The sequence below is a fragment of the Sphaerisporangium sp. NPDC004334 genome (assembly GCF_053602655.1).
This window is the reverse complement of sequence record NZ_JBSGDZ010000018.1, coordinates 121,565-144,676: the sequence shown is the minus strand read 5'-3', so window position 1 is coordinate 144,676 and position 23,112 is coordinate 121,565. Positions and strand designations below refer to the sequence as shown.

The window sequence follows — 23,112 nt, the reverse complement described above, 5'->3', positions numbered from 1 at the left end:
CACCAGCCCTGACCACCCCACCCGCGCACGGCGGCCATACTGGGGCGGTGGAACCGGCACCGACGCTGCGCGAGATCGGCTGCTTCGCCCGCGTGGCCCAGACCCTCAGCTTCTCGCGTGCCGCCACCGACCTCGGACTGTCCCAACCGGCGATCAGCCAGGCCATCGGCAGGGCCGAACGGGCGCTCGGCGTGCGACTGTTCGAACGCACCAGCCGCGACGTGCGCCTGTCACCGGCCGGCACGGCCCTGCTGCCCTACGCCGAAGCGCTGCTGGAGACCGCCTCCGCCCTGCGCGCCGAGGCGGCCCGCCAGGCCGCGCCACCCCGGACGCTCATCACCCTGGCCTACGCACCCCCGGCCGGCGCCCTGGTCGCCCAAGCCGCCCGGCGACTGGCCCGCCGCCGCCCCGCCGTTCAGCTCCAACTGCGCCCCGCCGGCCGCCGCGCCGCCATGGCGGCCCTGGCCGCGGGCGAAGTGGCGGCCGCCGTCCTCGGCGCGCCGTTCCCCACCGGCTACACCACCGGCGCCCGTTTCAGCGTCGCCGTCGCCCACCTGGCCGTACCGGCCGGCGACCCCCTGGCCGCGGCCCCCGCCGTCCGCCCCGCCCAACTCGCCTCCCACAAGATCCTCATGCCCGCCCACCGGCCGCGCGGCGGCATGTGGGCACAACTGGCCGCCGCCCTGCACGGCCCCCACCAGCACCACATCGTGGGGGAGGAGATCGACGACTTCGCCGCCCTGCTCGACCAGGTGGCCGCCGGCGCCGGCCTGCTGCCGGTACCCCACCTGGTGGCCTCCTCCATCCGGCGGCCCGACATCGGCTTCGTCCCCCTGGCGGCCGGACGGCTGCGCCTGACCTACGGCCTGGCCTGGCCGCCCGACCGCGCCACCCCTGAGCTGATGACCGTGGTCCACGCCGTCCAGGAGTCCCTGTGGACCCGATGACCTCCCCGCCCGCGACAACGCCGCGGCCGGGCGCGCGGCCTCGACCGTCACGATCCTCCCGCCGCCCTGCGGTGCTAACGCACGGGCCGGCCGCCTCGCCGACACGCCCACCACACCACGGCACAATGGCCCGATGAACAGGACCACCCCCGCCACCGGCAACCGGTCCACAACCCTGCCCTCCGGCGACCCGCCACCCCACCGGCCCCTGCCGCAGGACCCGCAAGACCCGCACGGCTCGGACTTCCTGCAACTCACCATCACCGACGCACCCCCACGCGGCCGCTCCGAATGGCTCGCCACCCAACTACGGCACGCCATCTCCGACGGCCGCCTGCCCATCGGCACCCGCCTGCCCGCCACCCGCGTCCTGGCCACCGAACTGCGCGTCTCCCGCGGCCTGATCACCGCCGCCTACCAGCGACTCATCGACGACGGCCACATCGCCGGACGAGGACGAGCCGGAACCATCGTCGTCGCCGCCCCCATCACCGCACCCCGCCCACCCACCCCACCCCCCGGCCCCCGCCACCACGGCCACCCCACCGGCCTGTTCGACACCACACCCGGCCAGACCGTCTTCGACGCCCTGCGCGCCGCCCCCGCCCGCATCGACCTATCACCCGGCGTCCCCGACCTCGCCGCCTTCCCCCGCACCGCCTGGCTCCGCGCCGAACGCACCATCCTGGCCGGCCTGTCGGCCACCCAACTCGGCTACGGAGACCCCCGCGGCACCTCCGCCCTGCGCCTGGCCGTCGCCAACTGGCTCGCCCGCAACCGCGGCATCAGAACCGACCCCGCCCACGTCCTCATCGTCGCCGGCGTCGCCCAAGCCCTCGCCCTCATCGCCCAGACCCTCCGCGACCGCGGCATCGACCAGATCGCCGTCGAAGACCCCGGATCCCTCGGCGCCGCCCAGCAACTACGCAACTGGGGCCTCACCACCCCACCCATCCCCGTCGACGCCGACGGCCTGCGCGTCACCGACCTCACCGCCACCACCGCACCCGCCGTCCTGCTCACCCCCGCCCACCAGTTCCCGACCGGCGTCGTCCTGTCCGGCCACCGGCGCCGCGACCTCATGCGCTGGGCCGCCGACGGCGGCCTCATCATCGAAGACGACTACGACGCCGAACACCGCTACGACCGCCCGCCCGTTCCCGCCCTGCGATCGATGCTCGGCGACCACGTCTTCTACGCCGGCAGCGTCTCCAAGCTCCTCGCCCCCGCCCTGCGCGTCGGATGGCTGCTCGCCCCGCCCGAGCACCGCGACGCCCTCATCACCGCCAAACGCAACGCCGACCTCGGCAACGCCGTCCTCACCCAGCTCGTCCTCGCCCACGTCATGGCCTCGGGGGAGATGGAACGCCACCTCCGCTACATCCGCAGACGCCACCGCCGCCGCCGCGACACCATGATCGACGCCATCACCGCCCACCTGCCGCAGGCCACCGTGCACGGCGCCGCCGCCGGCCTGCACCTCATGATCACCCTCCCCGAGGGCGTCAGCGACACCGCCCTCGCCGCGGCCTGCCTGGAACGCGGAGTCAAGGTCCAGCCCCTGTCATGGCACCGCCACCGCCCCGGCCCCCCGGGCCTGGTCCTCGGATACGCCGCCACCGCCCCCGGCGACATCACCGAAGGCATCACCGTGATCGCCGGCCTGCTGCCTCACCCGTCCTGAACACCGCACCCAAGACCAAGAACCGCCACGCGGCGAACGACCCCCACCGCAGATGACCAGCCCCCGGCGGCGGCCCCCGCGGACAGGCACGGCCGCCGTCCACGCGGGCCGCCGCCGGGGGATCAGCCCGCGGACCCGCCCCCGCCGCCCTCGCCGGCCATGTCCAGCACAAGCCCGGCGGCCACCTCGGCCCCGTCCACGCGAACCGTCTCGGCCACAACGGCCGCACGGGCAACGGTCTCAGCGGCAAGGGCCACCTCCAGCGCGGCCGACAGGGACCCGGCCGCCGGCGTCGAACCCTCGTGCCCCGTCCCGACGCCCAGCTCGCTCACCCGCCCCGCCCAGTACGGCTGATCGGCCACCTGCGGCACGATCACCTGCGGCGCCCCGGCACGGGCCGCCGTCACCGTCGTACCCGCACCACCATGGTGCACGACCGCCGCCACCCGGCCGAACAACTCCTGCTGGTTCACCTCGCCCACCACGAAACAGTCGTCCCGATCATCGACCAACGCCAAATCGGCCCAGCCGCTCCCCAGCACCACGCGACGGCCCTGCGACCGCACCCCGTCGATGACGGCCCGCGAGACCTCCCGCGCGCTCGCCCCCCGCACGAGCATGCTCCCGAACCCCACGTACACCGGCTCCGCGCCGGCCGCGAGAAACGCCTCCAGATCGGCCGGGAGCGGGCGCCCGTCCGGCCGGATCCACGCACCGGTCTGCGCCACGTCCAGCTCCGAGGTCTCCTGCCACGGACCAAGGACCGGGTCCGCCGCCAGGAACGGGCGGCGAGTGAAGACATGATCACGAACGCCGTCCACCGGCGCCAGCCCGACCGAGGCCCGGTGAGCGTTGATCGCCTCACCGAACAACGCGTCCATGTGCGCGGCGTTGAGATCCCACAGCGCCCGGTTGCCGGTCACCTCCGCCGGTACCACCTGACCCGGCCAGGGACGAGGCGCATGGTGCGGCGACGGCAGGTAACTGGGGGAGAAGGAGGCGAACGCATAGGGCACGCCCAGCTTCTCGGCCGCCGCCCGCGCACCGGCCACCGCCGGGAACGACCCGGTGGCCACCACCGCGGCACACCCCTCCGCCACCCCCGCGACCGCCTCATAGGCCATGGCGGTCAGCTCGGCGGCGATGTCGGACAGACGCGGCTGCCCCATCCCGGGGACCGCCCCGGTCGCCAGCGCGCGGATCGGCCAGCCGAGCGGGGTCAGCGGCACGTCGATGCCGTCCAGCAGTTCCGCGAAGTCCGGCGGCGCGCACACCCGCACGTCGGCGCCGTGAGCCTTCAGCCGCAGCGCCAGCGCCGTCATCGGCTCGACGTCCCCGCGTGACCCGTAGGTCTCCAATACGACCCGCATTCCACGACCCCCCGTTTTCGGTGTGTTCCGGCGTCGAGGGGTGATTGTGCGGCACGACCGCGGCCTTGTGGCAAGGCCCCCCATGCGCTATAGCTTGGAAATGCAAGGAGTGGGCATTCCTCCTTCCCGTCCTTTTCCGCCACTCACACCCACGCAGCAGGCGGCCCCTTACATCGAGCCGGGAGACCGGCGCGCGTCCGGCACCGCTGGGCGACCGCCGCGGTGTCCGCGCGCCCCGGCGAGCCCTCCGAGGGCGTCCTCGATGATCACCCCGGCAGATGCGCGGCCGGGGGAGGAGCGCCCCGCTCTTCACGCTGACGCGGAAGGACTTGGGGTTCATCGATAACCAGGGCCGCAGCGGCGGGCGGGGTCCGGCGGCGCGGCGGGGCCTGGCGGCACAGTTGTGCATGGTGCCGTGGCTGCGGTGCGTACCCGATGACATCTGGTCGGTGCCGCAGGCGGCGATGCTGCGGTTGGCGAACCAGCTGGCGGTGTACCCCAGGGTGCTGCAGCAGTACGGGCGGCGGGCGCAGACCGAAGCGATCATCGGAAGCTGGTGCTGAAGTACCTGGACTGGAAACCGGTCCCGTTTGGTGGGGAGCCGTTGAAGGAGTTGGAACAGTTCCTGCTGGACCGGGCGATGGAGCACGACACGCCGTCGCTGTTGTTCCATCCGGCGGCTGAGTTCCTGATCAGCGCGCAGGTGACGCGGCCGGGCGTGGTCACGTTGATGGAGATGGTCGCGACCCCGCGACCGGGCGCGGGCGCATTGACCTCGGAGAAGGTCGACCATCTGCTGACCAGGCAGATGCGCGGAGACCTGGACGCTCTGCTGGTCCACGACACGGAACTGGGGATGAGGGTCCCGGCTGGGGCGCCGACGTCGTTTGTGTCGGCCCGGTACGCCGACTACCTGGCCAAGGCCCGCAGATCTGGCGATGACACCGCGTTTCGCCACTACTGGGAGCTGTGCACCATCTTGGCCCTGCGCGACGGGCTGCGCTCGGGGGATGTGTTCGTTTCCGGGTCGCGCCGGTACGCCGACCCGGGCACCTACCTGTTCTCCCCGGAGCAGTGGGAGGGGCGGCGGGCGGAGTTCTGCCGGCTGGTCCGCAAACCGGCCGAAGCGGCCGACGCGCTCGCGCAGGCCAAGGACGAACTGCACCAGGCCCTCTCCGACCTGGAGGAGACCCTGGCGGGCAGCTCGCCGGGCGATGTCGGCGCGGTGCGCCTGGACGAGGCCGCCGCGATCTGGCTGCTGGCCGCACCTAAGCAAGCCACCGCATGGGCCGCCACCTACAACCGCGCCTACCCAGGGGCGTTGAGCGCCCTCGGCATCTCTCCCGAGGTCTATGCCAACGAGCGTGCCTGGACCACCTGGCTGACCTCGGTGACATAGGACAGCGCACTCACCTGGCCTTGTCGAAGCGGACACGCATGACCCGTAGTCCGACATGTTGATGCAGACAGGTTCGGTGGAGTCGTTCAGGTCTTGTTGTCGGTGAACTGACGATCGGCGTCTCCTCCCCTTCAAGGCCACTTCCCGCGATCGTCCACTACGGTGCTTTTGTGATGTTGCCTGTAGACGGTCACGTGCACAGCGAGTGGTCCTGGGACGCCCCGAATGCCTCGATGGAGAACGCTTGCGCGCGGGCGGTGGAGCTTGGGCTCCCGGCGATCGCCTTCACCGAACACCTTGACCACACGTCGTTGAACATTGGTTCCGCGGATGACGCTCATCTGCTGTCGCTGAGTTCGCCGGAGGGGGTGTTGAGCCCTCCGGCGTTCGACGTGGATGGGTATCTGGACTCGATCGAGCGGTGTCGCGAGCGCTTCCCCGGGCTACGGATCCTGAGTGGGCTGGAGGTCGGGGAGCCGCACTGGCACGCCGAGGCCGTGGCGAAGGTACTCGCGGCCGGGCGGTTCGACAGGATTCTCGGCTCTCTGCACTGCCTGCCCGACGGCGACGGGTTCGCGGAACCGTGGGGGCTATACGATCACCGGGTTGCGGCCGAGGTCATCCGGGAGTACCTGGCCGAGGTTGCCGGACTGGCGGCAGGGAGCGATGTGTTCTCCGTGCTTGCCCACATCGACTACCCAGTGCGGTCCTGGCCTACGGAGGTCATGCCTTTCGATCCGCTGGCCTTCGAGGAGGAGTTCCGGCATGCGCTGCGGGCGACCGCCTCGTCGGGGCGGGCCCTGGAGATCAACACGAGGTTGCCGCTGTCACCGGTGATCCTGCGATGGTGGCACCAGGAGGGCGGACCGGCGGTCAGCTTCGGCAGCGACGCCCACGACCCATCCCTCGTCGCTCACAAGTTCCGAGAGGCGGCAGACATGGCAGAGGCGCACGGATTCCGCCCTGGGCAGGACCCGTACGATTTCTGGGCGCGTGTGGACTGACGGTAAGTGTCTGGAATCTCAAACACAGCGTCGGCAGCCCCGTGGCGTCGTCAGGTCTGTTGTCGGTGAACCGGCTTGTGGTGCGTTGGCTTTGCCAGGTATCGACGGCCGACATCTCAAGCTGAACACCGACACGAGCACCGACAACAACACGCGGACACCGACAGCTTTATCTGCAACCGACAGTGATCAAGGGGTGGGGTTGAAGGGCACCAGGTGACACCACCAACCGTAATCGGGAGGGGATCGGTACCGATTCTGGCGGCACGTGAAGGCACTGCCACTACCGCGGCGCAGGCGCACCAACCCCAGGCTGCAGGCGGCCGGCCAGCAGCCTGGCGGCGCTGGACAGTGTGGACCCGGTGAGTACGTAGACGTGATACGCCAGGCCGGTGCTGATGACCCAGTCACCGGTCTGTGAGATCAACCCGGACGAGAGCAGCCGCCGGTAGTTCTGGTTTCCCCCGAGCAGGCCCCGGATCCCGCCCGGCGCCTCCCCTGTCGACTTCTCCGGAGCGCTCGTGGCCTCCCCCACCGCTTTCCCTCCCGGCAGGGTGGCGTCCATGGCGTCAGTCACCGGTGCCGGTGGTCGGGAGCGGAACCAGAAGGGTGGTCAGCAGGACGGGCCGGGCCCCTTCCGGCCGCTCGGACGGGTCGGCGATCCGCGCCATCAGCGGCTCCATCAGCCGGTCGCATGCGGCGTCAGTCCGCGCCACACCGCGTACGGCACCGTTTCTGGTCTCCGAAGATCGTTTCCCCTGAGGTGGGTGATCGTTCCCCGTCAGACTGGCCCAGCCCCCTCGGATGCCCCGTTCATCGAGACCTCGGTAGATGTGGGCCATGCGGCACTCACGCTGCGAGGCAAGTCGGCTTCGCCCGCCTCCGTCACGACAGTCAGCACCGGATTGACTGGACACGACAAGATCGCAGTTGCCTGCACGGTCCAGTCCGGAGTTGATCACACAATGAGCGGTTTCCAACTCAAGAGCGAGTTCTTAGGCGTTGCGAGAGCAGTGGCGTGGCTTCGGCGGAATCGATATCGCAGACCAACAACCCCGGCCTTCCGTAGGGCTGATGGCTGAGCAGCGTGCCGTCCGGCCGTACTACGGCGGATGTCGTGGGCGACCCCGGGCTTGCGCAGTTGACGGCGGCGACGTAGCAATTGTTCTCGGCGGCGCGACATAGAAACGCCTTCTCGTGGAAGGAATTTCTCGGGTCGGCGAATTCGGTCGGCTGAAACGCGCCGGGATCTGCTTCACTATAGTGCGGGTGGAACACCAACTGGGCGCCGTTGCGAACGGCCAAGCGTACCGTCTCCGGATAGCGAAAGCCCTCGTGGCAAATCACGATGCCGAAGCGGACGCCGTCGACTTCGAATATCCGGCGGTCGTTGCCTGCCTGGTATGTGGAATCTTCTGCTGGGTCGAGCTGCACCTTGTCCTGATAGCCCGCTCGATCGCCGTCGGGTCGAAGTACGAGCGTGGTTAGACGTGGCTTATCCGAGACGTACCGCTCCGTACCGAGAACCACGTAGATGTGGCTCTCCCGCGCGGCCTGGGCGATACGCTCGTGCGCGGCTTCCAAGAAGTTGGCGCTCACGGCCTTACGCGAGTGCGGCGGCCATGGGTAGCCCGGTACGTAGGCTTCCGGGAAGCAGACGATACGCGCGTCGGCAGCAGCAGCGGCTCTGACCGCGCGCTCGGCTCGCACCACGGAGTCTTCTGGACTCTCAGGAATTTCGAGGTTGGCGAGCGCGATACGCAGGCTTGTCATGCGACTCATTGTGCTGCACAAGCTGGTCGTGTCGAACACGATTCGCAACTCATTCGACAACCGACACTGGGTGCGCCGAGGGGGTCCAGGGCTCACAGGTGAATGCTAGTTCCAGGGGCTGACACAGCCCTGGGGGACCTGGATCGCACCAGCGCGCCGGGACGTCGGCGGCCACGGGCACAGCGTCCAGCAGTTCAGCCGCGCGGCCGGCGGCGGCCTTCGCCGCGGCGGACAGCTCCGCCTTCATCCGCTTCTCGTTGGCCTGCCACCACGCCTGGGCACACTTCCAGCACCGCGCCCGCCTCTTCGCCGCCGCCTCCTGCGTCACCATCGCGGTGTGCCCGCAGTTGGGATAGGTGTAGGAGACCTTGTACCCGACGCACTCCCGGCAGGCCGCGACATCCCCCTTCTTCCACTTCGACAGCGTGGTGCTGGTGGAGATGTTCTCCTCCCACTCGTGCCCCGCCGTACACCACCACCTGCATCTTCGGCGTCGCCTTCTGCGGCGTCAGCCCTCCGTTGCGCTCCTGCAACCACGTCGCGGCGACCTTCGGATACGCCTCGGCCAGCGACACACCTAACGAACCCGCCACAACACCCCTCCTCGCGCTTGGCCAGACCCTCCCCGGCCCGGCGCCTCACCCGGTCAACGATCCAGCCGTCCGGGAAGCGACGCCGGCGGGAAGGACGGGTCTTCAGGATGCCCACCCGGCCGCACCCTCCGCCGCCGGTTCGCCAGTCTGCGTATCGGGCGCGGTACGGGGGTCGCGCACCATGGACGCCGCGGCAGCGAGGGCGAGGTGGGAGTTCATGTCCAACTCGAACCGGCCGTAGGGGTTCACGTGGGTCCAGAACAGCGGGGACAGGGCCCGCCGGTCGGCATCGGTGAGCCGCTTCTGCCACTTCTCCTCGCTCAGGATCTCCTGGAGGAGCAGCGTGTTGACGTGCACCCACGCCGACTGGAGCAGGTGCAGGGCGAGCATCGAGATCTCCTGGGACTCCTTGTCGGAGCCGGTCAGGTCGCCGTCCTTGCCGTAGAACAGGTCGTGGTTGGCGGAGTTCCAGTTCTCCACGACCTGGAGCCCGTCGTTGATCTCGCGCCGCAGGTCCGCGTCGGCGAGGTAGTCGCAAATGAACGCCGTACGTACCGCACGCCCGAGTTCCTCGATCGCCCGGTACGTCGGATGCTTCCGCCCGCCGTGGGTGAAGCGCCGCAGGACCTGCTCGGCCTCCGCGGTGCCCAGGCGCAGGGCGGTGGTGTACTTCACGATCTCGTCGTACTGCTGGCGGATCAGGTCCCAGTCGATCGTCTTGGTCGACAGCACTGACGCCAGGTGCGGCCACTTCTCGTCCTCCCCGGCCGCCGGCCGGTACAGGCGCGCGGAGCCGACGATCTTCAGCCTGGGCAGCAGGTTGAAGCCGAGCATGTGGGCGAAGGTGAACCCGACGATGGAGGCGCCGTGCGTGTCGGTGTACTGCCGGTCGATCTCCACGTCCGTGCAGTGCCGCAGCACGCCTCGATCATCGCGGCGACCTCGGAGGCCGAGCAGGACTGGAGCTGGCTGTAGACGCACAGCGACTTCTTCTCGACGTGCCAGTAGATCATCACGCCGGGCCCGCGGTACCGCTGGTGCCACTCGGTCATGAAGTTCGAGCTCCAGGAGCCGAACTTCTTGGAGTCGCTCGCGCAGGCGGTGCCCTCGCCCCACCACGCCTGATCGCGGGCGGCGAAGGTGGCGTTCTCCCTGGTGGCGACCGAGGTGAAATCGCCCGTGAAGCCGGTGGCGAACTCGGCCTCCTTGAGGATGTCGATCAGGTCGATGGTGCCCCAGCGGCGCTCGATCTCCGCCTTCAGCGCCACGAGGTTCTCCGGCTCCTCCTGCTTGCCCAGCGGCGAGACCTTGATCCACGGCTCGCCGTGCCTTTTGATGATGTCCACCCCGCCCGTGGTGCCCAGCTCCAGCGCCGTGTCGAAGCGGTTCAGGGGCCTCGCGCAGCCTCTTCTCCAGGGCCTCGATGAACTCCTCCGGGTCCTGTGGCTGGCGGATCGCGCCGTAGTGCACATCGCGGTTGTCCTCGAAGTCCGGTGGCAGATCGTCCTCCGGGTTCTGCCACCGGTTCGCGCCCGGCACCCAGATCTCCCGCCGCCGCAGCGCGTCCCGCAGCGCCACGAGCACGCACAGCTCGTACGGGATGCGCTCGACCCGACCGCGCTCATCCACCACCGCCTTGCGCCACTCCTCGCGCACCACCCCGGCCAGCGGGATCTTCTCCGCCTCGTCGAAGAACGCCCCCTCCTTCGCGATGGGCTGGTCCAGGTACCGCTTGAGCAGGTCGATCGCGTCCATCACCGGCCGGTAGGCGGTGTTGTTGCACTTCAGCTCCAGCGCGTTCAGCAGCGGCGGGAGCATCCGCCGCCAGTGGTTGGAGTACGACGAGCGCAGCACCGTGCGCACCCGGGCCCGGTAACGCGCCTGTTCGCCGCGGCCTCCGCCGCCAGCGCCTCCAGCGTGGACTCCCCGGCCACCGGATAGATCACCTTGCGGACCGTGCCGCCCGGCTCCGCGACCGCCGCCTCCGCCAGCCGCAGCAGGATGCCCTCCTTGCCGCGGACCCGCTTGAGCTCCTTGTTGAACTCGCCCTCGACCTCCTTCTCCGCCCGCGTGTTGATCTTCTGCACGAGCTGGATGAACAGCTCCACCAGCGAGTCGGTGATCTCCGTCTCCCGCACATGGCACAGCGTCGACAGCAGCGTGTACCGCACCGGCCCGCCTGCCGCCCGCAGGTCCGAGGGATACTCCTTCGCCGCCCGCGCCCGCCAGGCCGCCACCAGCTTCCCCGACACGTCCCCGAACAGCTCCGGCGGAAGCTGAAGCCCGCGCACCCGCTGGAGCTTGTTCACCTCCGCCAGCAGGCTGTCCAGCCCCAGCGCACCCGGGTCCGCCTTCAGCTCGGTGAAGAACGTGCCCCCGCCGCCCGCGCTGTCCGCGTCCGCGTCGGCGTCCTCGGCGATCAGGTCGTCCAGCCGGGACCGGGTCGCCGCCGACAGCCGGCCCACGGTGGCCGCGCAGAACTTTTCCTCGAAGGTGCTGACCGCCTTGCCCACCAGCCGGGCGATGTGTCCTGGGGCCGGCGGCTCCAGCCGGTCCTTGCGGCAGCGGGCGACCACCGCCTCCGCGAGCCGGTCCCGGTTCAGCTCCACCCCGCACAGCTCGACCGCCAGCCACTCGGCGAGCTGGCCTGGTCCTCCTCGGTGGCTCCCACTCCTGCCGCACCCCAGGCTCCTTCCGGTCGTCATGACCGGACCAACCTCGCCGAGCACCGCCCTCGATGACCCCAGAAGATCAAAACGCTGACAAGTACACCCCGGATCCGCTACAGAGAGCTACTTGCCACTTCGCCGTAGCTTCGGGAGAACAGGGCCGAGCACGTCGTCACCGGGATGGCCACCGCCATCCGCGCCGGCGCCCTGACCGCCGATGCCGTGGCCCTGGAAGCGCGGAAGGCAGCCGAAGCCGACGCCACCAGCATCGAACCGGCCAGCGCAGCTGACTCATCATCTCCAGGGGCGACGGTGACCTTCCTGACCGAGCGGCGCCTGGCACATCTGCCGCCCGATAGCCGGCCGATGCCCTCGGTGGCTGCCTATGACCAGTTGCTGCGTTATCGCCGAGCCGGCGCGCAGCCCTCCGCCCAGGGAGACACCTCATGACCTTTCCCCGTCATCGCGGATTGACCGAGCCAGCCGCTCAGGCCGCCGTCGATTCGGCCTGCCGGATGCTTCGGCTGCCGACCATCCGCCGCCAGTTCGGCGAGATGGCCGACGCCGCCACCCGCGAGCAGATGAGCTACCTGGGCTTCCTCGCCGAACTGCTGATGGCCGAGCGCGACGACCGCGCCCGTCGCCGCTCCGAACGCCGGATCAAGGCCGCCGCCTTCCCTCGCGACAAGTCGCTCCGCGAGTACGACTTCGACGCCAACCCCAACATCGACCCCGCCGTCATCCACACCCTGGCCACCTGCGAATGGGTCAAGAAGGGCCAGCCGCTCTGCCTCATCGGCGACTCTGGAACCGGCAAGTCCTACCTGCTCATCGCGCTGGGCACCGAGGCCGCGATGAAAGGCTTCCGCGTCCGCTATACCCTGGCCACCAAACTGGTCAACGAGCTGGTCGAGGCCGCCGACGACAAGCAACTGGCCAGGACCATCGCCCGCTACGGCCGCGTCGACCTGCTCTGCATAGACGAGCTGGGCTACATGGAACTGGACCGCCGCGGCGCCGAACTGCTCTTCCAGGTCCTCACCGAACGCGAGGAGAAGGCCAGCGTCGCCATCGCCTCCAACGAGAGCTTCGGCGGCTGGACCAAGACCTTCACCGACCCCCGCCTCTGCGCGGCCATCGTCGACCGGCTCACCTTCGGCGGCAACATCATCGAAACCGGCACCGAGTCCTACCGCCTGGCTCAAACCAAAGCGCGAGCCGAAAAATACGTCGCACGTTAGCGGCCACAGACCGCGTCCGAGCTCATCTCCATCGAGTTGGCCCCTCTATAGCAACGCCAGCAGCCGCCCCGCCTGGGCCGTCTTGATCTCTCCGCGAGTTCGTAACAGCCAATACAGCGCGAGAAGGCGGCGGCACTCCGTGAGCCTAGCGGCTTCGTGAACGGTCAACTCGAACCTCTCCAGCACCGCAGTCATGCCAGCAGCATCGTTGCGCCACACCGATATGTGCTCGACGACCTCGGCGAGTTCGAAGGCACGATCGCTGCGACCGGAGTACTCAAAGTCAACGACACCGACGTTGGTTCCATCCCACAGGTAGTTGGCCAGGTTCCCATCACCGGTGCCGAACACCGGAGTACCCGGCTGCGCCAACAGCCCCTCCAACATCGGCTCCTCCATCCAGCGCCCAGCCTCGCAAAACGCGTCCCTGACCGTGAGTTCCTCATGGGAAGGCAGCACCGCCGCCCACCATGATCGAACTTGCTCGAGGAGTTCCACTGGATGCCCGGCCCGAGCGGGGACCCGCTCCAACACACACTGAGGGATCGTCTGCTGGACTCCCGTGACGGCCACGGCCAGCGCGTCCGCCAGATGCCCGTTGATCGGTCCCACCACAGCGGCGCCGCCGAGTCGAGACATCACCACGGTTGGCGGGTCGGCCTCCAGATCAGCGGTCACCGGCGCGGGCGCAAGTCCAGGCGCGTACTTGTTGAGCAGCTCCAATGCTCGCCATTCCCGCTCAGGCTGGCCATAGTCCAACTGTCGGTATTTCTTGATCACGACATCGGATCGCACTTCGATCGTGTGCTTGCTCGCCCGGGTGCCCATGCACTCTCCGATCCTGTCGAAGATCATGACCCTACTAGAGGCATGGCAGGCCTTCGATCCCCCCGGGCGCTGTCAGTTCTCACCAACATTTCGACACTGCCTGATCACCAAGTGCTGCCCAAACTCGCCGACAACTGCTGTTGGTTCCCACCTACGAAGTCAGACGAACGCCGTCGTCAACGAGAGAGGACACCGTCAGTAGAACGAGAGCTGCGTCATCAGGCACTCACCGCCAGCACGGCGATGCCATCGAGCTCCTGACCGGCGGACTCCGGCATACGCACAGAGACCTCGAGCGCGGCCCGCACGTCGGACTCGCGGTACCGGATCAACCGCCCGCCAGGGGTACGGATGCCCGCGATACGACCCTCACGAGCGCAGCGGACGACGGTCTTGGGGTCGACACGGAACACGGCCGCCACATCAGCGACAATGCGCATGAGTCAGAGTTCCTTTCAACGATCTCGACTCACTGCGGCCTCGGTGCTGGACACACCGAGGCCGCAGCATTTGCTATGCCGGCGGGCCGATGGATGGACAGGCCATCGACCGGGCAGCCGGCCTCACAGCGAGGATGTGCATAGTGGGAGCGATCAGGCCGCCGGCGGGGCTACGCGGTGGGCATCCGCCACGGCGGCTCCCAAGATGATGTGCCGCCACCTACGCCTGCCGACCGCTGCCCCGCCAGGAGGTGTCAGCGGTGAAGATCAAGCAGGAATTCACCCGCGTAGCGATGCAACACCCTCATCCGGGCACGCTCGAATTTCTCTGCGGGGTCCTCCGGAAGCTCTAGTTCGCCTAGGTCGTCGACCATGGTGGCAGCGATGTAGGCCAGCACCTCGACGACGAACGACAGGGGTGGCGCGCCTGGCCCTTCCTCGAGTTTGTCCCATAGTTGCTGGAACGTGGCCGGGCATTTTGGGCATTGGTCACTGCTGTGAATGAGCTCCAGGGCTGCACGCACAGAGCGCATGCCCAAGTCGCCGTGAACGTCAACGCGGGATGTGGCTTGAGCATCTGCCTGGCTAGGCACCGCACAGTCATTGCTAGCAGAAGGAGTCGCCTTCTTTGGAGAAGCGCTCTTAACAGCTGTCATGCGGCGGCACCTTAGGGCAACGTCAACGGAGTCACCACGTACCGTTCCGGGATGGGGGAGTTGCTTTACCGCATCCTCGGGGCTCACCGCCTCGCGGCGAGAATCGTGACGGCGGGCGGGTCATCACCGCGCCCCTATCAACCACCGTCGACCACCCGCTTCGGCGTCTGGGCTGAGCTGGTAGCGGTGACGTTGTGTCAGCTGATCGCCTGGTGCTGTTGCTGGGCGATGTAGTCGTGGACGGCCTGTTCAGGGATGTGGAAGCTACGCCCTACTCGGAGAGCAGGCAGCTGCCCGGAATGCACCAGCCGGTACACGGTCATTTTTGACACACGCATGAGCGTGGCCACCTCGGCTGCTGTGAGGAAGTTCAGCTCACTGGGGTCGTTGACCAGGCTGCCCGCCAGGACGATTGCGTCAGCCTCGTCCATCGCACCTGTGCCGGTGAGCAGGACGATCGAGTCCGCCGTCGTGTGAATCGCGCGTAGCCCGGCATCTGGGAACGCCTGAGCGAGCAGATCTGCGGCGACCTGTCGTGTGCTCACTTTGGCTGCCATGGTGTCTCCAACCTACAAGCCGTCAGGTCTTGGGGAATGAGCCGGTGAGCACCACGGGCACCGTCCGCGTTTCGCGGTGACCCACAGAATGGACTGCGCGAGATCTTCAGCGCGGCGGGTGGCATTGCGGGCGGAGAGCTTCTCCAACTCCCGCGCCCTGTTCAGGAACTCCACCACGGTGCGTTCCCAGTGATCTTCAGCATGATCCCATCGTCGCTGGTGTACCTTCAGCACGAACAGCTCCACGAAGCTCTTGGCTTCCCCGTCCTCGTTGTGGAGCATCGACAGGGACCTCATCGCGCCCCTCCCTGTCTGCGCTGGGAGAAGGAGCTGGCTCGTCTGCGCAGGTCCTTGATCACATCAGTCTCTGACTCGGTGCGGCGCGCATCGATCTGGCGGGTGAGCAGATAGCCGACAGTGCCTCCTACGAACGCCGGAATCATCAGCCATCCGACGATCGAAACTGTCCAGCTCGCCAAGGGAGCACCCACCTCGGCGGGGGACTTGATGCCGATCAGGACCTCATAGGCCCGGGACCAGCCGATGAGCCAGCCATCGATGACGAAGACGACCGCGAACGCGGCGACCAGCCACATCGCGCGCGTGAGCAACCAGTAACGCGTCTTGTTAAGGCCTGCCAGCGATCGCAGCAGACGACGGCACCACGCCAGGAGCACAGTCTGAGTAGGGGGCCGCGGTGTCGCTGGCGTCATGACTCGAAGGTAATGGTTTGACCAGCTCATGCAAGACCGGCAGCGCATCGTCGCCACCGCTTGGGGAGAGATTCAGCGTGCCGGGCCGGGGGCGCCGCCCTGGACGAGGGCGGTGAGCGGCGGGCGGTCGGGCAGTAGGAGCAGGCCCGGCCGCGTTCCCAGGGCGGTAGTGGGCTGCCAGCAGGCGAGCACTGGGCGGGGGATAGGCCGCCTGGATGCGGGGCACGGCGGCTGCGAGCTCAGCTCATCGTTCGACCTGGGATGTGGCGTTCCATCCCGGGGATGGGTCGTCTTCGCTGGTCAGAATCTGTGCGAGTTGGTCGGCGGTGGCGAAAGGCACCTTGGGATCGGCGGTGAAGGCGGCCGGCTCCAGGTCGCGGGTGACGAGCAGGGGTATCACACGCCAGCAACCATCGGCCGGGAGGCCGCAGGCGCGGGCGGCCGGGCCGGGGTGGGCGGCTATCACCGCGGTCTTGGCCAGGAGTTTGGTGCGGTAGATGTCGAACCGGTGCAGGTGCTGGGCAAGGTTGTGCGGGGCGGTGGCGCCGTGCGGGTTTTTGGCTTCGACGACCCACAGCCGCTGATGCTGCTCGTCGGCGATCAGCAGGTCGATTTCGCCGGGCAGGCCGGGGATGCCGAGGTGGGCGGCGGGTCCAACGTCCAGGTGGGCGTGGTGTGGCAGTCCGATGCGCTGGGCGATGGCTTTGAGGTCTCGTTCGAGCTGGTCGTTGTGTTGCTGGCGGTGCCGGTCCAGGTGCTGGCCGGCTTTGGCGGGCACGTCCGGGCGGGGCAGGCGCGCGTCGGCCAGGTAGGCGGCGTACAGCTGCTGGGAGGTGTGGACGAGCCAGGGCAGCACCAGGATCTGGCCGTGGTGGGCGATCAGCGGGTGGGTGGTCAGGCGGATACGGCGTTCCACCTCGGTGTAGGGGTGGGCGCGGTCGCCGGCGGCGTTGCCCGTGTCAAGGATCAGGCGGGCGATGGCGGCGCGCAAGTCGGGCTCGGGAAGACGTGACCAGGCGGCGGCTTCGCCGGCGAGCGCGGTCTCGGTGGTGGTCGCGATGCCGTCCAGGCCGGTGGGCCAGTCCACCGCGGTGGCCAGCACGGCGGCCAGTGCGTCCAGACCACATCCCCACTGCTGGTGCAGGACCCGGTCGGCGCGGGCCAGCTGGCTGCCCGGTGGCGGAGCCAGGGGCGTGAACGGCACCGGGATGCGCCGGTGCAGAGCGAACAGGGCGTCCGGGGTGAGCGGGGCGGGGGTGGCGGCGCGGGCACGGCTGATCCAGCGCTGCTGCTGGGCGTGGTGGTAGGCGTCATGGTCGAAGTTCACATGACTCGGCTCGCCCGAGCCGGTGATGGAGTCGGCGATGCCGGGGTCGGGGGAGTCGGTGAGGGTGAACAGGCCGGTGTCGTGGACCTGCAGGCGCAGGTGGTGCAGGCGCCGCCTGCCGGTGGCCGTGGTCAGGCCGGTGCGCAGCAGCAGTTGGGCAAATGCGAGCAGGTCGGCGACGGCCAGGATGTCGGCGGGCCGCCGGCCGGTAGGTGGTGTGGTGATCGCCTGGTGCAGGAGCAGTTGCAGGGCGGTCGTGGTCGCCGCTCCATCGGCCTCACCTCGCCGAGCCTGTTCGACCCACGCCTCAGCGCCTCCTGCGGCGAGATTCCCAGCCGCTTGCCGGCGGCCGCGGATGCGGGCGCACAGCGCGGCGTTGAGCTGGCGGGCCAGCACGGTGACCAGGTCGGGGTGGTGGGCGCGGATCTGCTCGGCCAGCTCCTGCTCCAGAGCAGTGAGCAACTGTTCGGCGGGCTTACCCGGGCGTAGAGCGTGCGAGCCGGTGTAGACGCCGACCGGGACGCCGGCGCGGCGAACGGCGGCGGCCGCGGTGCGCAGCGCCCGCAGGTGCAGGTGACGGGAAGCAGGCACGGTGTACGGCGGCGCGGGGGCGGGCTGGTAGCCGCCGCCGGACCACCAGGCCAGCACGGGGGAGACCGCATCCCACGCCGCGGTGAACGCCTCAAGGGTGGTCGCTTCATCGGCTTTGCGGGCGCGGCGGATGTGGGCCGCGCAGTGGTGCAGCAGCCGGCCGAGGATATGGTGCCCGTCGTCGGTGAAGCGGGCCACAAACGCCGGGTCCAGTTCGATGCTGATCTGGGCATGGTCGGCGTCCATACCAACGCGCAGTCCCAGCATCTGCTCGGACGGTGGGATCGGGTGGGGTTCGAGGGTCTCGGTCAGGTGCAGCAGCCACGCCGCCCGGTCGGGAAGGGTGAAGTGCGCAGCGAGCGCGGGATGGCCGGCCAGGGTGGCGCGGATGCCGTCGGCGAGGGCAGCGAGCGTCGCCGTATCCAGCAGCGCACGCTCATGCGCCAGGGGAGTGGCGACGATCACGACCGGCGGGCTGGTGCTCACGCAGGCGACCAGCACCCCGGTGTCGTCGCCGGGGTCGAACAGGTCGGCCCACTGCCCGCGGCCGCTCCCGGGGACCTCCAGGCGGGCGGCACGCCAGCCCAAGCCCGGCGGTAGGCCGGCGCCGGCGAGCACATCGTCGGTCGGCGCCCACGCGGCGGCACGCTCCCAGGACAGGTCGCCGCCGTCGGGTGGCACCAGGGCCACGCCTTCGACCGGTGGACCGGGCGGCAGCAGCGTCCCCTGCCGGCGCCAGGCCGCCCAGGCATGCAAGACGTCGCAGTAGGCGATCGCCTCCACACCAGGGTGCTCTGTCATCTCCAACACCCACCAGAACACGGTGGCCAGGTCACCGCCGGCGTCGGCGAGGATCTCGGCGAGCTCCTCCACATGCAGGTACACGGTGTCGGTGATCACCTCGGGTCCGAGGACTCGCGGACCACCGTAGACCACCAGCCGCCCCGCACCAGGCGCCGCGGTCTCGGCGAGGTCGGCGCGGGCCCGCTCGATCCACGCGGGCAGGTCATCGCCCAGCGTGGCGACCACAGCCAATTCCAGGCGGTGGGAGAGGGACTGAACCCGGCACACCCTCTCGGGCCGCACCGGCGCCTGTCTCAGACCGAGCAGCCAGGCGACATGCTCGACGGTCTGCCGGTGAAGACGCATCTCGGCCTCTGGATCGGTGGCCACGGCGGCCAGGAGATCGGCGGCTGCGGCCGCCAAGCTGTTCACCGCCACCGCGGCGGGTACCGGCACCCGCCGGCCGTGCGCGACCACGACCAGCACCGGCCCGAGCAGCGGCGTACCGGGGGTGTAGCGCAGCGGCAGAGCGCGAATGTCAGCTGTCAGGTGGGCCAGGGCTTGGGTGAGGTGTTCGCGGCGCGGACCGGCCGGGGTGAGGTGGTCAAGCCCGAGCGCACCGGCCGCGGTGACCTCCGCGTCGGTCAGCGTGCATGCCAACTCCCCTTCCGGTGGCCCCTCGACCGAGGGGGACCAGATGGGCAGCAGAGCGGACACGGTGTGATCGGTATGGCGGAGAACCAGCTCCAAGACATCACCGAGAGTGAAGCCGGCGCGTTCGTCGTCGACGGCGCGCGCGGTGGCCCGCAACGCGCGCAGGAAGACCAGGGGATGGTCGGCTTCGCCGGGATGCAGCAACCACCGCTGCCCGGCGAAGGCGACGCGGACCCGCGCGCGCACATCGTTCGGCTCCCGCTCGGTCATCACCCCGCGGCCAGGTGCCGCACGCAGCGCGGCAGCCAGCAGTGCGGGCAGGTCAGCGGCCGTCGCGGCCGGCCCCGGGCGGCGCGGGCGGCTCAGCACCCGGGTCCACGCCAGCAGTAAGTGGTCATGGAAACGCGCGCAGCCGGGGGAATCGAGGGCGGCACTCAGCACGGTCAGCAGCGAATCGCTGGAGAACCCGGTCAACGCCCGATCCAAGATCCTCAACCGCTCAGCGGAAGCAGGCTGGGGGAGCGGGGTGGTCATCGAAGTCGCCTCTCCTGCGGGGGACATCCCGCCAGCGTGGGAGCCATCACCCGCCGCAGCGCGGCAATTACAGAAGCCGGCGAGATCTTCCAGCGATGCCGTGGCCAGAGAGCGCCCCGGGTGGTCAGCGTCGGCGGCTTTCCGCTGGACTCCTCGCTGACGTGACCCGCTGCCCTGTCGACCGTTTCGGCGTCGCCAGAAGCGACGGTGGACGCGCAGCGAGTCCTAGAGTGAACGCGCACGCTCGGCATGCGAGGCGGGACAGGACGTAGAAAAGGCTGTGCCCCGGCTGCGTGCTGAGCAGAGGCATCACCGGGGCTTATGAGGCGACAGTATCACGGCATCGGAGAGAAGGTCAGGATGCAGGAAGCCGAGGCGAGACGGTTGTGCGGCCTGCTGTCAGCCTCCCGTCTGGCCGAGTACGAATTGCGCTGCGCCGGCGATCCGGTGGCTGCGCTGCGGCTGCATTGCTGGAACACCGAAATCTGCGAAGCCTTCTACGGGCCCCTGCAGTACCTCGAGGTGTCGATGCGCAGCGTCATGACCCAGGAGCTGACCGCCCTGTTCGGACAGCGAGACTGGTGGGCCAGCCCTCGCGCGGACCTGCACTACGGCGCGCTGCGCAAGATCGGCGAGGCGACCGACCAGCTCACCCGCTCAGGGTTGCCCGCCGATCCCCAGCAGGTCAGCGACTAACTACCCTTCGGCTTCTATGTATCCCTGCTCGGGCACGGCAACAACTACGACCAGCGGCTGTGGCGCCCCGCGCTGTACCGGGCTTTCCCCGGCTTCCGCGGGCGGCGTCGTGAACTGCACCGCCGGTTCGACTATCTACGCGTCCTGCGCAACAAGATCGCGCATCACTGCACGATTCACCACCGTCACCTGGCCGCCGACCATGAGGCGATCCTGGAATGCCTGAGTTACATCGACACAGGTTTGGCAGCCATGGTGGAGCGTCACAGCCGAGTCGGCTCCGTTCTCGCGCGACGGCCCTGACCTGTCGTGCAGGTTGTCGCCGAGGCCTTGGATCGACTGTCCGGCCCTCGAGCGGCGCCGGTGCGTCCCGCCCCGGACACGGCGGCATCCCAGCTCGCGGTCGACTCTCAGCAAGACATAGCCGTGAAGTTGTCACATATGTTGATTCGGTCGGTCGGGCTCGAAGCCCTGCGGGACCACTTCGGTCGGCCACCTGGGACGTATGGCGAAGTCGACTTGAGGGCAGAGCCCGACCCAGCCACTGGACGGACATAACCAATCTGCTTAAGCTTCTTTCATGCCATGAGCCATCGGTCGTCCGACCGATCGGCGGGGCCGAGGTGAGGAACGAGCCATGCGCGCGATTGAATACGACCGGTTCGGCAGCTATGACGTACTGGAGTTGCGGGAGAGGCGCCTGCCGGTGCCCACCGAGGGGCAGGTGCTCGTCAGGATGTCGGTGGCCGGGGTCAACCCACTGGACGAGACGGTGCGTTCGGGAAAACTCGCACCCGCCCTGCACAAGCCACTGCCGATCCGGCCGGGTGGCTTCGGTGTGGGGCGGGTCGAGGAGCCCGGCGCCTCGGGATTGGCCGCAGGTGACCGTGTCGTGCTGAGCGGAGGACGGTACGGGGTGAGCACCGACGGTTCGTGGGCCGACTACATCGCGGTTGACGCGGCCCATCTGGTGCCGATCCCGGACGGCGTCGACGACGAGACCGCCGCCGCGCTGACCACCGGCGCCGGTTACCTGACCGCTTACCTGGCGCTGAAAGAGTTGGCGGGCTTCCGCGGCGGCCGGAGCGTACTGGCGCCGGGCGTCGGCGGTGCGGTCGGTCAGGGCGGCGTGGAGGTCGCCCGTGTCCTGGGCGCGTCGCAGGCCATCACCACGGCCACCACCACCGAGAAGGCGGAGCTGGGCCGGTCCGCAGGGTATGAGGTCATCGACCTCACGCACGAGTCGCTGCGTGAAGGGGTGGCGCGGCTGACCGACGGTAAGGGCGTGGACGTCGTGCTGGACGGCGTCGGGGGTTCGGTCACCGGGGAGGCACTCGGCTCGTTGGCCGTGGGCGGCACCCTCGTCAGCATCGGTTACGCGGCTGGAGTGCGTGCCGAGATCAACGTGACCGACCTGATATGGAAGAACGCCCACATCCACGGATTCAGGTTCGCCTTGTTCACCCCCGAGCAGGTCAACGCCGCCAACGCGGCCCTGCTCGACCTGGTCTCGCAGGGTGAGCTCCACCCGAAGGTGGCGCAGGTCCTCCCGCTGGAGAAGGCTTCCGAGGCACAGCGCCTCCTGGCTGAGGGCGGCCCCTTCGGCCGCATCCTGCTCGCTCTGTGACCCAGCGCGCCGCAACAGGGTGACGCCGCAACAGGGTGACACGGGGCGTATGCCACAGCGCCAAGGGAGGACCTGACGGGCCCGTCGGCAGCGCGGACATGTCCGTTAGGATCCGCGGACACACCATGTCGGTGCTACGTGACGCCTGGGGATGTCGTGTCCCCGGAGAAAGGACAACGCGATGACGTGGCCGGCCACGGAGCGCTATGCCTTGGAAACTGCTCCCGGCGGTCTCGCGTTCGTCCAGGACCTGCTCAACACCTCGCCCGCCGGCAGGCCGCGCCATGCTGACTGGCTCGACGACCCCAGCGCCGCGCAGACGTGGTTGAACGAGGCGCTCGCCCGGTGGAGCGCGGCTTCCGGTCGGCCCGCTCCTGCTGTGGACCTCACCGATCGTGACTGCGAGGCGCTGCGGGATCTGAGATGGGCTCTCCGCAGGCTTCTCTCCGATCAGAGCGACGGCGCCGAGGCCGTGTCCGCGCAGGTACTGGCCGCCCTTCCCACACTGTCCGTCTCGATGCAGGTCGACGAGCGTGGCACCGTCGTCGCAGAACCTTCGGGTACCGGATGGCGGAGGGTCGCATCGCTCGTGCTGATCGAATGCCTCCAGGCCCAGCAGACCGACCAGCGGCGGCGACTGAAGATATGCCGCAACGAGCGCTGCCAGTGTGCGTTCTACGACCGTTCACGCAACAACAGCGGCGTCTGGCACGACGTACGGTTCTGCGGTAACGCCGCAAACCTGCGCGCCTACCGCGCCCGCAAGCGGGAACAGGCCGCCTCCGGCGAGTGACCCTCGCGCCACCCCTGCCATCGGCCGCCGAGCAACGGGGCGCCTGCCGGCCGAGCTTGTTCTCCCCCTTTTCCGATCTTGGTGTGCGGACACGGCGAGGTCGCGTCTGGTGATTTCGCCTGCGCCGTAGTGAGGTGCTGGCCCCCGGTTCTCACCCCTGGTGGTCGTCCGCATCCGGGTTTGCCGGGTTCCGGTGCTCTGGCCGGGCACGGAGAGCCGAGCCGGCCGCAACC

Annotated in this window: 20 protein-coding genes and 2 pseudogenes; 9 read left to right on the top strand and 13 right to left on the bottom strand. The window is 69.2% G+C overall.

What is annotated here, in order from left to right:
• The first annotated feature begins 47 nt into the window (after positions 1-47).
• Positions 48-947 carry a LysR family transcriptional regulator gene (locus tag ACWEN6_RS24245; protein ID WP_452572993.1) on the top strand — a complete coding sequence of 300 codons (900 nt, stop codon included), beginning with the start codon at positions 48-50 and terminating at the stop codon, positions 945-947.
• 133 nt (positions 948-1,080) lie between these two features.
• A complete protein-coding gene (gene pdxR / locus ACWEN6_RS24240; RefSeq protein ID WP_452572991.1) occupies positions 1,081-2,631 on the top strand; it encodes a MocR-like pyridoxine biosynthesis transcription factor PdxR in 1,551 nt (516 codons plus the stop codon).
• A gap of 122 nt (positions 2,632-2,753) precedes the next feature.
• On the opposite strand, the gene ACWEN6_RS24235 is transcribed toward pdxR, so the two are convergent.
• The gene (locus ACWEN6_RS24235) at positions 2,754-4,001 is read right to left on the bottom strand and encodes a glycosyltransferase (RefSeq protein ID WP_452572989.1); all 1,248 of its coding nucleotides are present in this window, start codon (positions 3,999-4,001) and stop codon (positions 2,754-2,756) included.
• A gap of 278 nt (positions 4,002-4,279) precedes the next feature.
• Here ACWEN6_RS24235 and ACWEN6_RS24230 point away from each other — a divergent pair.
• Together ACWEN6_RS24230 and ACWEN6_RS24225 are read left to right on the top strand one after the other, a co-directional pair.
• A pseudogene (locus ACWEN6_RS24230) lies at positions 4,280-5,400 on the top strand (DUF4158 domain-containing protein).
• Positions 5,401-5,573: 173 nt separating this feature from the next.
• The gene (locus tag ACWEN6_RS24225) at positions 5,574-6,404 is read left to right on the top strand and encodes a PHP domain-containing protein (protein WP_452573124.1); all 831 of its coding nucleotides are present in this window, start codon (positions 5,574-5,576) and stop codon (positions 6,402-6,404) included.
• Positions 6,405-6,687: 283 nt separating this feature from the next.
• On the opposite strand, the gene ACWEN6_RS24220 is transcribed toward ACWEN6_RS24225, so the two are convergent.
• The 5 genes and pseudogenes from ACWEN6_RS24220 to ACWEN6_RS24200 form a co-directional block, all read right to left on the bottom strand.
• Complete coding sequence (locus ACWEN6_RS24220) at positions 6,688-6,981, bottom strand: hypothetical protein (RefSeq protein ID WP_452572987.1); 294 nt, start codon at positions 6,979-6,981, stop codon at positions 6,688-6,690.
• Positions 6,974-7,120, bottom strand: a complete 147-nt coding sequence (locus ACWEN6_RS24215) for a hypothetical protein (RefSeq protein WP_452572985.1) — start codon at positions 7,118-7,120, stop codon at positions 6,974-6,976. Before ACWEN6_RS24215 ends, ACWEN6_RS24220 begins: the two co-directional genes overlap by 8 nt.
• Positions 7,121-7,385: 265 nt before the next feature.
• Positions 7,386-8,177: a carbon-nitrogen hydrolase family protein gene (locus tag ACWEN6_RS24210; protein WP_452572983.1), complete on the bottom strand. Its 792-nt coding sequence runs from the start codon at positions 8,175-8,177 to the stop codon at positions 7,386-7,388.
• Positions 8,178-8,872: 695 nt separating this feature from the next.
• Positions 8,873-10,242 (bottom strand): annotated as a pseudogene (locus ACWEN6_RS24205) (transposase).
• Positions 10,243-10,569: 327 nt separating this feature from the next.
• Positions 10,570-11,475 (bottom strand): hypothetical protein, encoded by a 906-nt coding sequence (locus tag ACWEN6_RS24200; RefSeq protein ID WP_452572981.1) that lies wholly within the window; start codon positions 11,473-11,475, stop codon positions 10,570-10,572.
• A gap of 144 nt (positions 11,476-11,619) precedes the next feature.
• On the opposite strand from ACWEN6_RS24200, the gene ACWEN6_RS24195 reads away from it, so the two are divergent.
• Together ACWEN6_RS24195 and istB are read left to right on the top strand one after the other, a co-directional pair.
• Positions 11,620-11,889, top strand: a complete 270-nt coding sequence (locus ACWEN6_RS24195) for a hypothetical protein (protein ID WP_452572979.1) — start codon at positions 11,620-11,622, stop codon at positions 11,887-11,889.
• Between the two features lie 65 nt (positions 11,890-11,954).
• Positions 11,955-12,680: an IS21-like element helper ATPase IstB gene (gene istB / locus ACWEN6_RS24190; RefSeq protein WP_452572977.1), complete on the top strand. Its 726-nt coding sequence runs from the start codon at positions 11,955-11,957 to the stop codon at positions 12,678-12,680.
• A gap of 45 nt (positions 12,681-12,725) precedes the next feature.
• On the opposite strand, the gene ACWEN6_RS24185 is transcribed toward istB, so the two are convergent.
• The 7 genes from ACWEN6_RS24185 to ACWEN6_RS24155 form a co-directional block, all read right to left on the bottom strand.
• On the bottom strand, positions 12,726-13,535 hold the full coding sequence (locus ACWEN6_RS24185) for an aminoglycoside phosphotransferase family protein (RefSeq protein ID WP_452572975.1): 810 nt from the start codon (positions 13,533-13,535) through the stop codon (positions 12,726-12,728).
• 191 nt (positions 13,536-13,726) lie between these two features.
• On the bottom strand, positions 13,727-13,948 hold the full coding sequence (locus ACWEN6_RS24180; protein ID WP_452572973.1) for a helix-turn-helix domain-containing protein: 222 nt from the start codon (positions 13,946-13,948) through the stop codon (positions 13,727-13,729).
• 254 nt (positions 13,949-14,202) lie between these two features.
• Positions 14,203-14,604, bottom strand: coding sequence for a hypothetical protein (locus tag ACWEN6_RS24175; protein ID WP_452572971.1), 402 nt, complete (start codon positions 14,602-14,604; stop codon positions 14,203-14,205).
• A gap of 197 nt (positions 14,605-14,801) precedes the next feature.
• A complete protein-coding gene (locus tag ACWEN6_RS24170; RefSeq protein WP_452573122.1) occupies positions 14,802-15,035 on the bottom strand; it encodes a helix-turn-helix domain-containing protein in 234 nt (77 codons plus the stop codon).
• Positions 15,036-15,173: 138 nt separating this feature from the next.
• On the bottom strand, positions 15,174-15,443 hold the full coding sequence (locus ACWEN6_RS24165) for a DUF6313 family protein (RefSeq protein ID WP_452572969.1): 270 nt from the start codon (positions 15,441-15,443) through the stop codon (positions 15,174-15,176).
• A gap of 11 nt (positions 15,444-15,454) precedes the next feature.
• On the bottom strand, positions 15,455-15,838 hold the full coding sequence (locus ACWEN6_RS24160; RefSeq protein WP_452572967.1) for a DUF6313 family protein: 384 nt from the start codon (positions 15,836-15,838) through the stop codon (positions 15,455-15,457).
• Positions 15,839-16,118: 280 nt separating this feature from the next.
• A complete protein-coding gene (locus ACWEN6_RS24155; protein ID WP_452572965.1) occupies positions 16,119-19,724 on the bottom strand; it encodes a hypothetical protein in 3,606 nt (1,201 codons plus the stop codon).
• 399 nt (positions 19,725-20,123) lie between these two features.
• Here ACWEN6_RS24155 and ACWEN6_RS24150 point away from each other — a divergent pair, with 399 nt between their 5' ends.
• From ACWEN6_RS24150 to ACWEN6_RS24140, 3 genes are all read left to right on the top strand, one after another.
• Positions 20,124-20,459: a hypothetical protein gene (locus ACWEN6_RS24150; RefSeq protein ID WP_452572963.1), complete on the top strand. Its 336-nt coding sequence runs from the start codon at positions 20,124-20,126 to the stop codon at positions 20,457-20,459.
• Between the two features lie 637 nt (positions 20,460-21,096).
• Positions 21,097-22,086 carry a quinone oxidoreductase family protein gene (locus ACWEN6_RS24145; protein WP_204060250.1) on the top strand — a complete coding sequence of 330 codons (990 nt, stop codon included), beginning with the start codon at positions 21,097-21,099 and terminating at the stop codon, positions 22,084-22,086.
• Positions 22,087-22,267: 181 nt separating this feature from the next.
• The gene (locus tag ACWEN6_RS24140) at positions 22,268-22,879 is read left to right on the top strand and encodes a CGNR zinc finger domain-containing protein (protein WP_452572961.1); all 612 of its coding nucleotides are present in this window, start codon (positions 22,268-22,270) and stop codon (positions 22,877-22,879) included.
• Positions 22,880-23,112: the final 233 nt, after the last annotated feature.

Bases quoted from the DNA above. Each gene is read 5' to 3' on its own strand.
- pdxR (WP_452572991.1), top strand. From the start codon at position 1,081: ATGAACAGGACCACCCCCGCCACCGGCAACCGGTCCACAACCCTGCCC.
- ACWEN6_RS24235 (WP_452572989.1), bottom strand. From the start codon at position 4,001: ATGCGGGTCGTATTGGAGACCTACGGGTCACGCGGGGACGTCGAGCCG.
- ACWEN6_RS24225 (WP_452573124.1), top strand. From the start codon at position 5,574: ATGTTGCCTGTAGACGGTCACGTGCACAGCGAGTGGTCCTGGGACGCC.
- ACWEN6_RS24210 (WP_452572983.1), bottom strand. From the start codon at position 8,177: ATGACAAGCCTGCGTATCGCGCTCGCCAACCTCGAAATTCCTGAGAGT.
- ACWEN6_RS24200 (WP_452572981.1), bottom strand. From the start codon at position 11,475: ATGACGACCGGAAGGAGCCTGGGGTGCGGCAGGAGTGGGAGCCACCGA.
- ACWEN6_RS24195 (WP_452572979.1), top strand. From the start codon at position 11,620: ATGGCCACCGCCATCCGCGCCGGCGCCCTGACCGCCGATGCCGTGGCC.
- istB (WP_452572977.1), top strand. From the start codon at position 11,955: ATGCTTCGGCTGCCGACCATCCGCCGCCAGTTCGGCGAGATGGCCGAC.
- ACWEN6_RS24185 (WP_452572975.1), bottom strand. From the start codon at position 13,535: ATGATCTTCGACAGGATCGGAGAGTGCATGGGCACCCGGGCGAGCAAG.
- ACWEN6_RS24180 (WP_452572973.1), bottom strand. From the start codon at position 13,948: ATGCGCATTGTCGCTGATGTGGCGGCCGTGTTCCGTGTCGACCCCAAG.
- ACWEN6_RS24175 (WP_452572971.1), bottom strand. From the start codon at position 14,604: ATGACAGCTGTTAAGAGCGCTTCTCCAAAGAAGGCGACTCCTTCTGCT.
- ACWEN6_RS24170 (WP_452573122.1), bottom strand. From the start codon at position 15,035: ATGGACGAGGCTGACGCAATCGTCCTGGCGGGCAGCCTGGTCAACGAC.
- ACWEN6_RS24165 (WP_452572969.1), bottom strand. From the start codon at position 15,443: ATGCTCCACAACGAGGACGGGGAAGCCAAGAGCTTCGTGGAGCTGTTC.
- ACWEN6_RS24150 (WP_452572963.1), top strand. From the start codon at position 20,124: ATGCAGGAAGCCGAGGCGAGACGGTTGTGCGGCCTGCTGTCAGCCTCC.
- ACWEN6_RS24145 (WP_204060250.1), top strand. From the start codon at position 21,097: ATGCGCGCGATTGAATACGACCGGTTCGGCAGCTATGACGTACTGGAG.
- ACWEN6_RS24140 (WP_452572961.1), top strand. From the start codon at position 22,268: ATGACGTGGCCGGCCACGGAGCGCTATGCCTTGGAAACTGCTCCCGGC.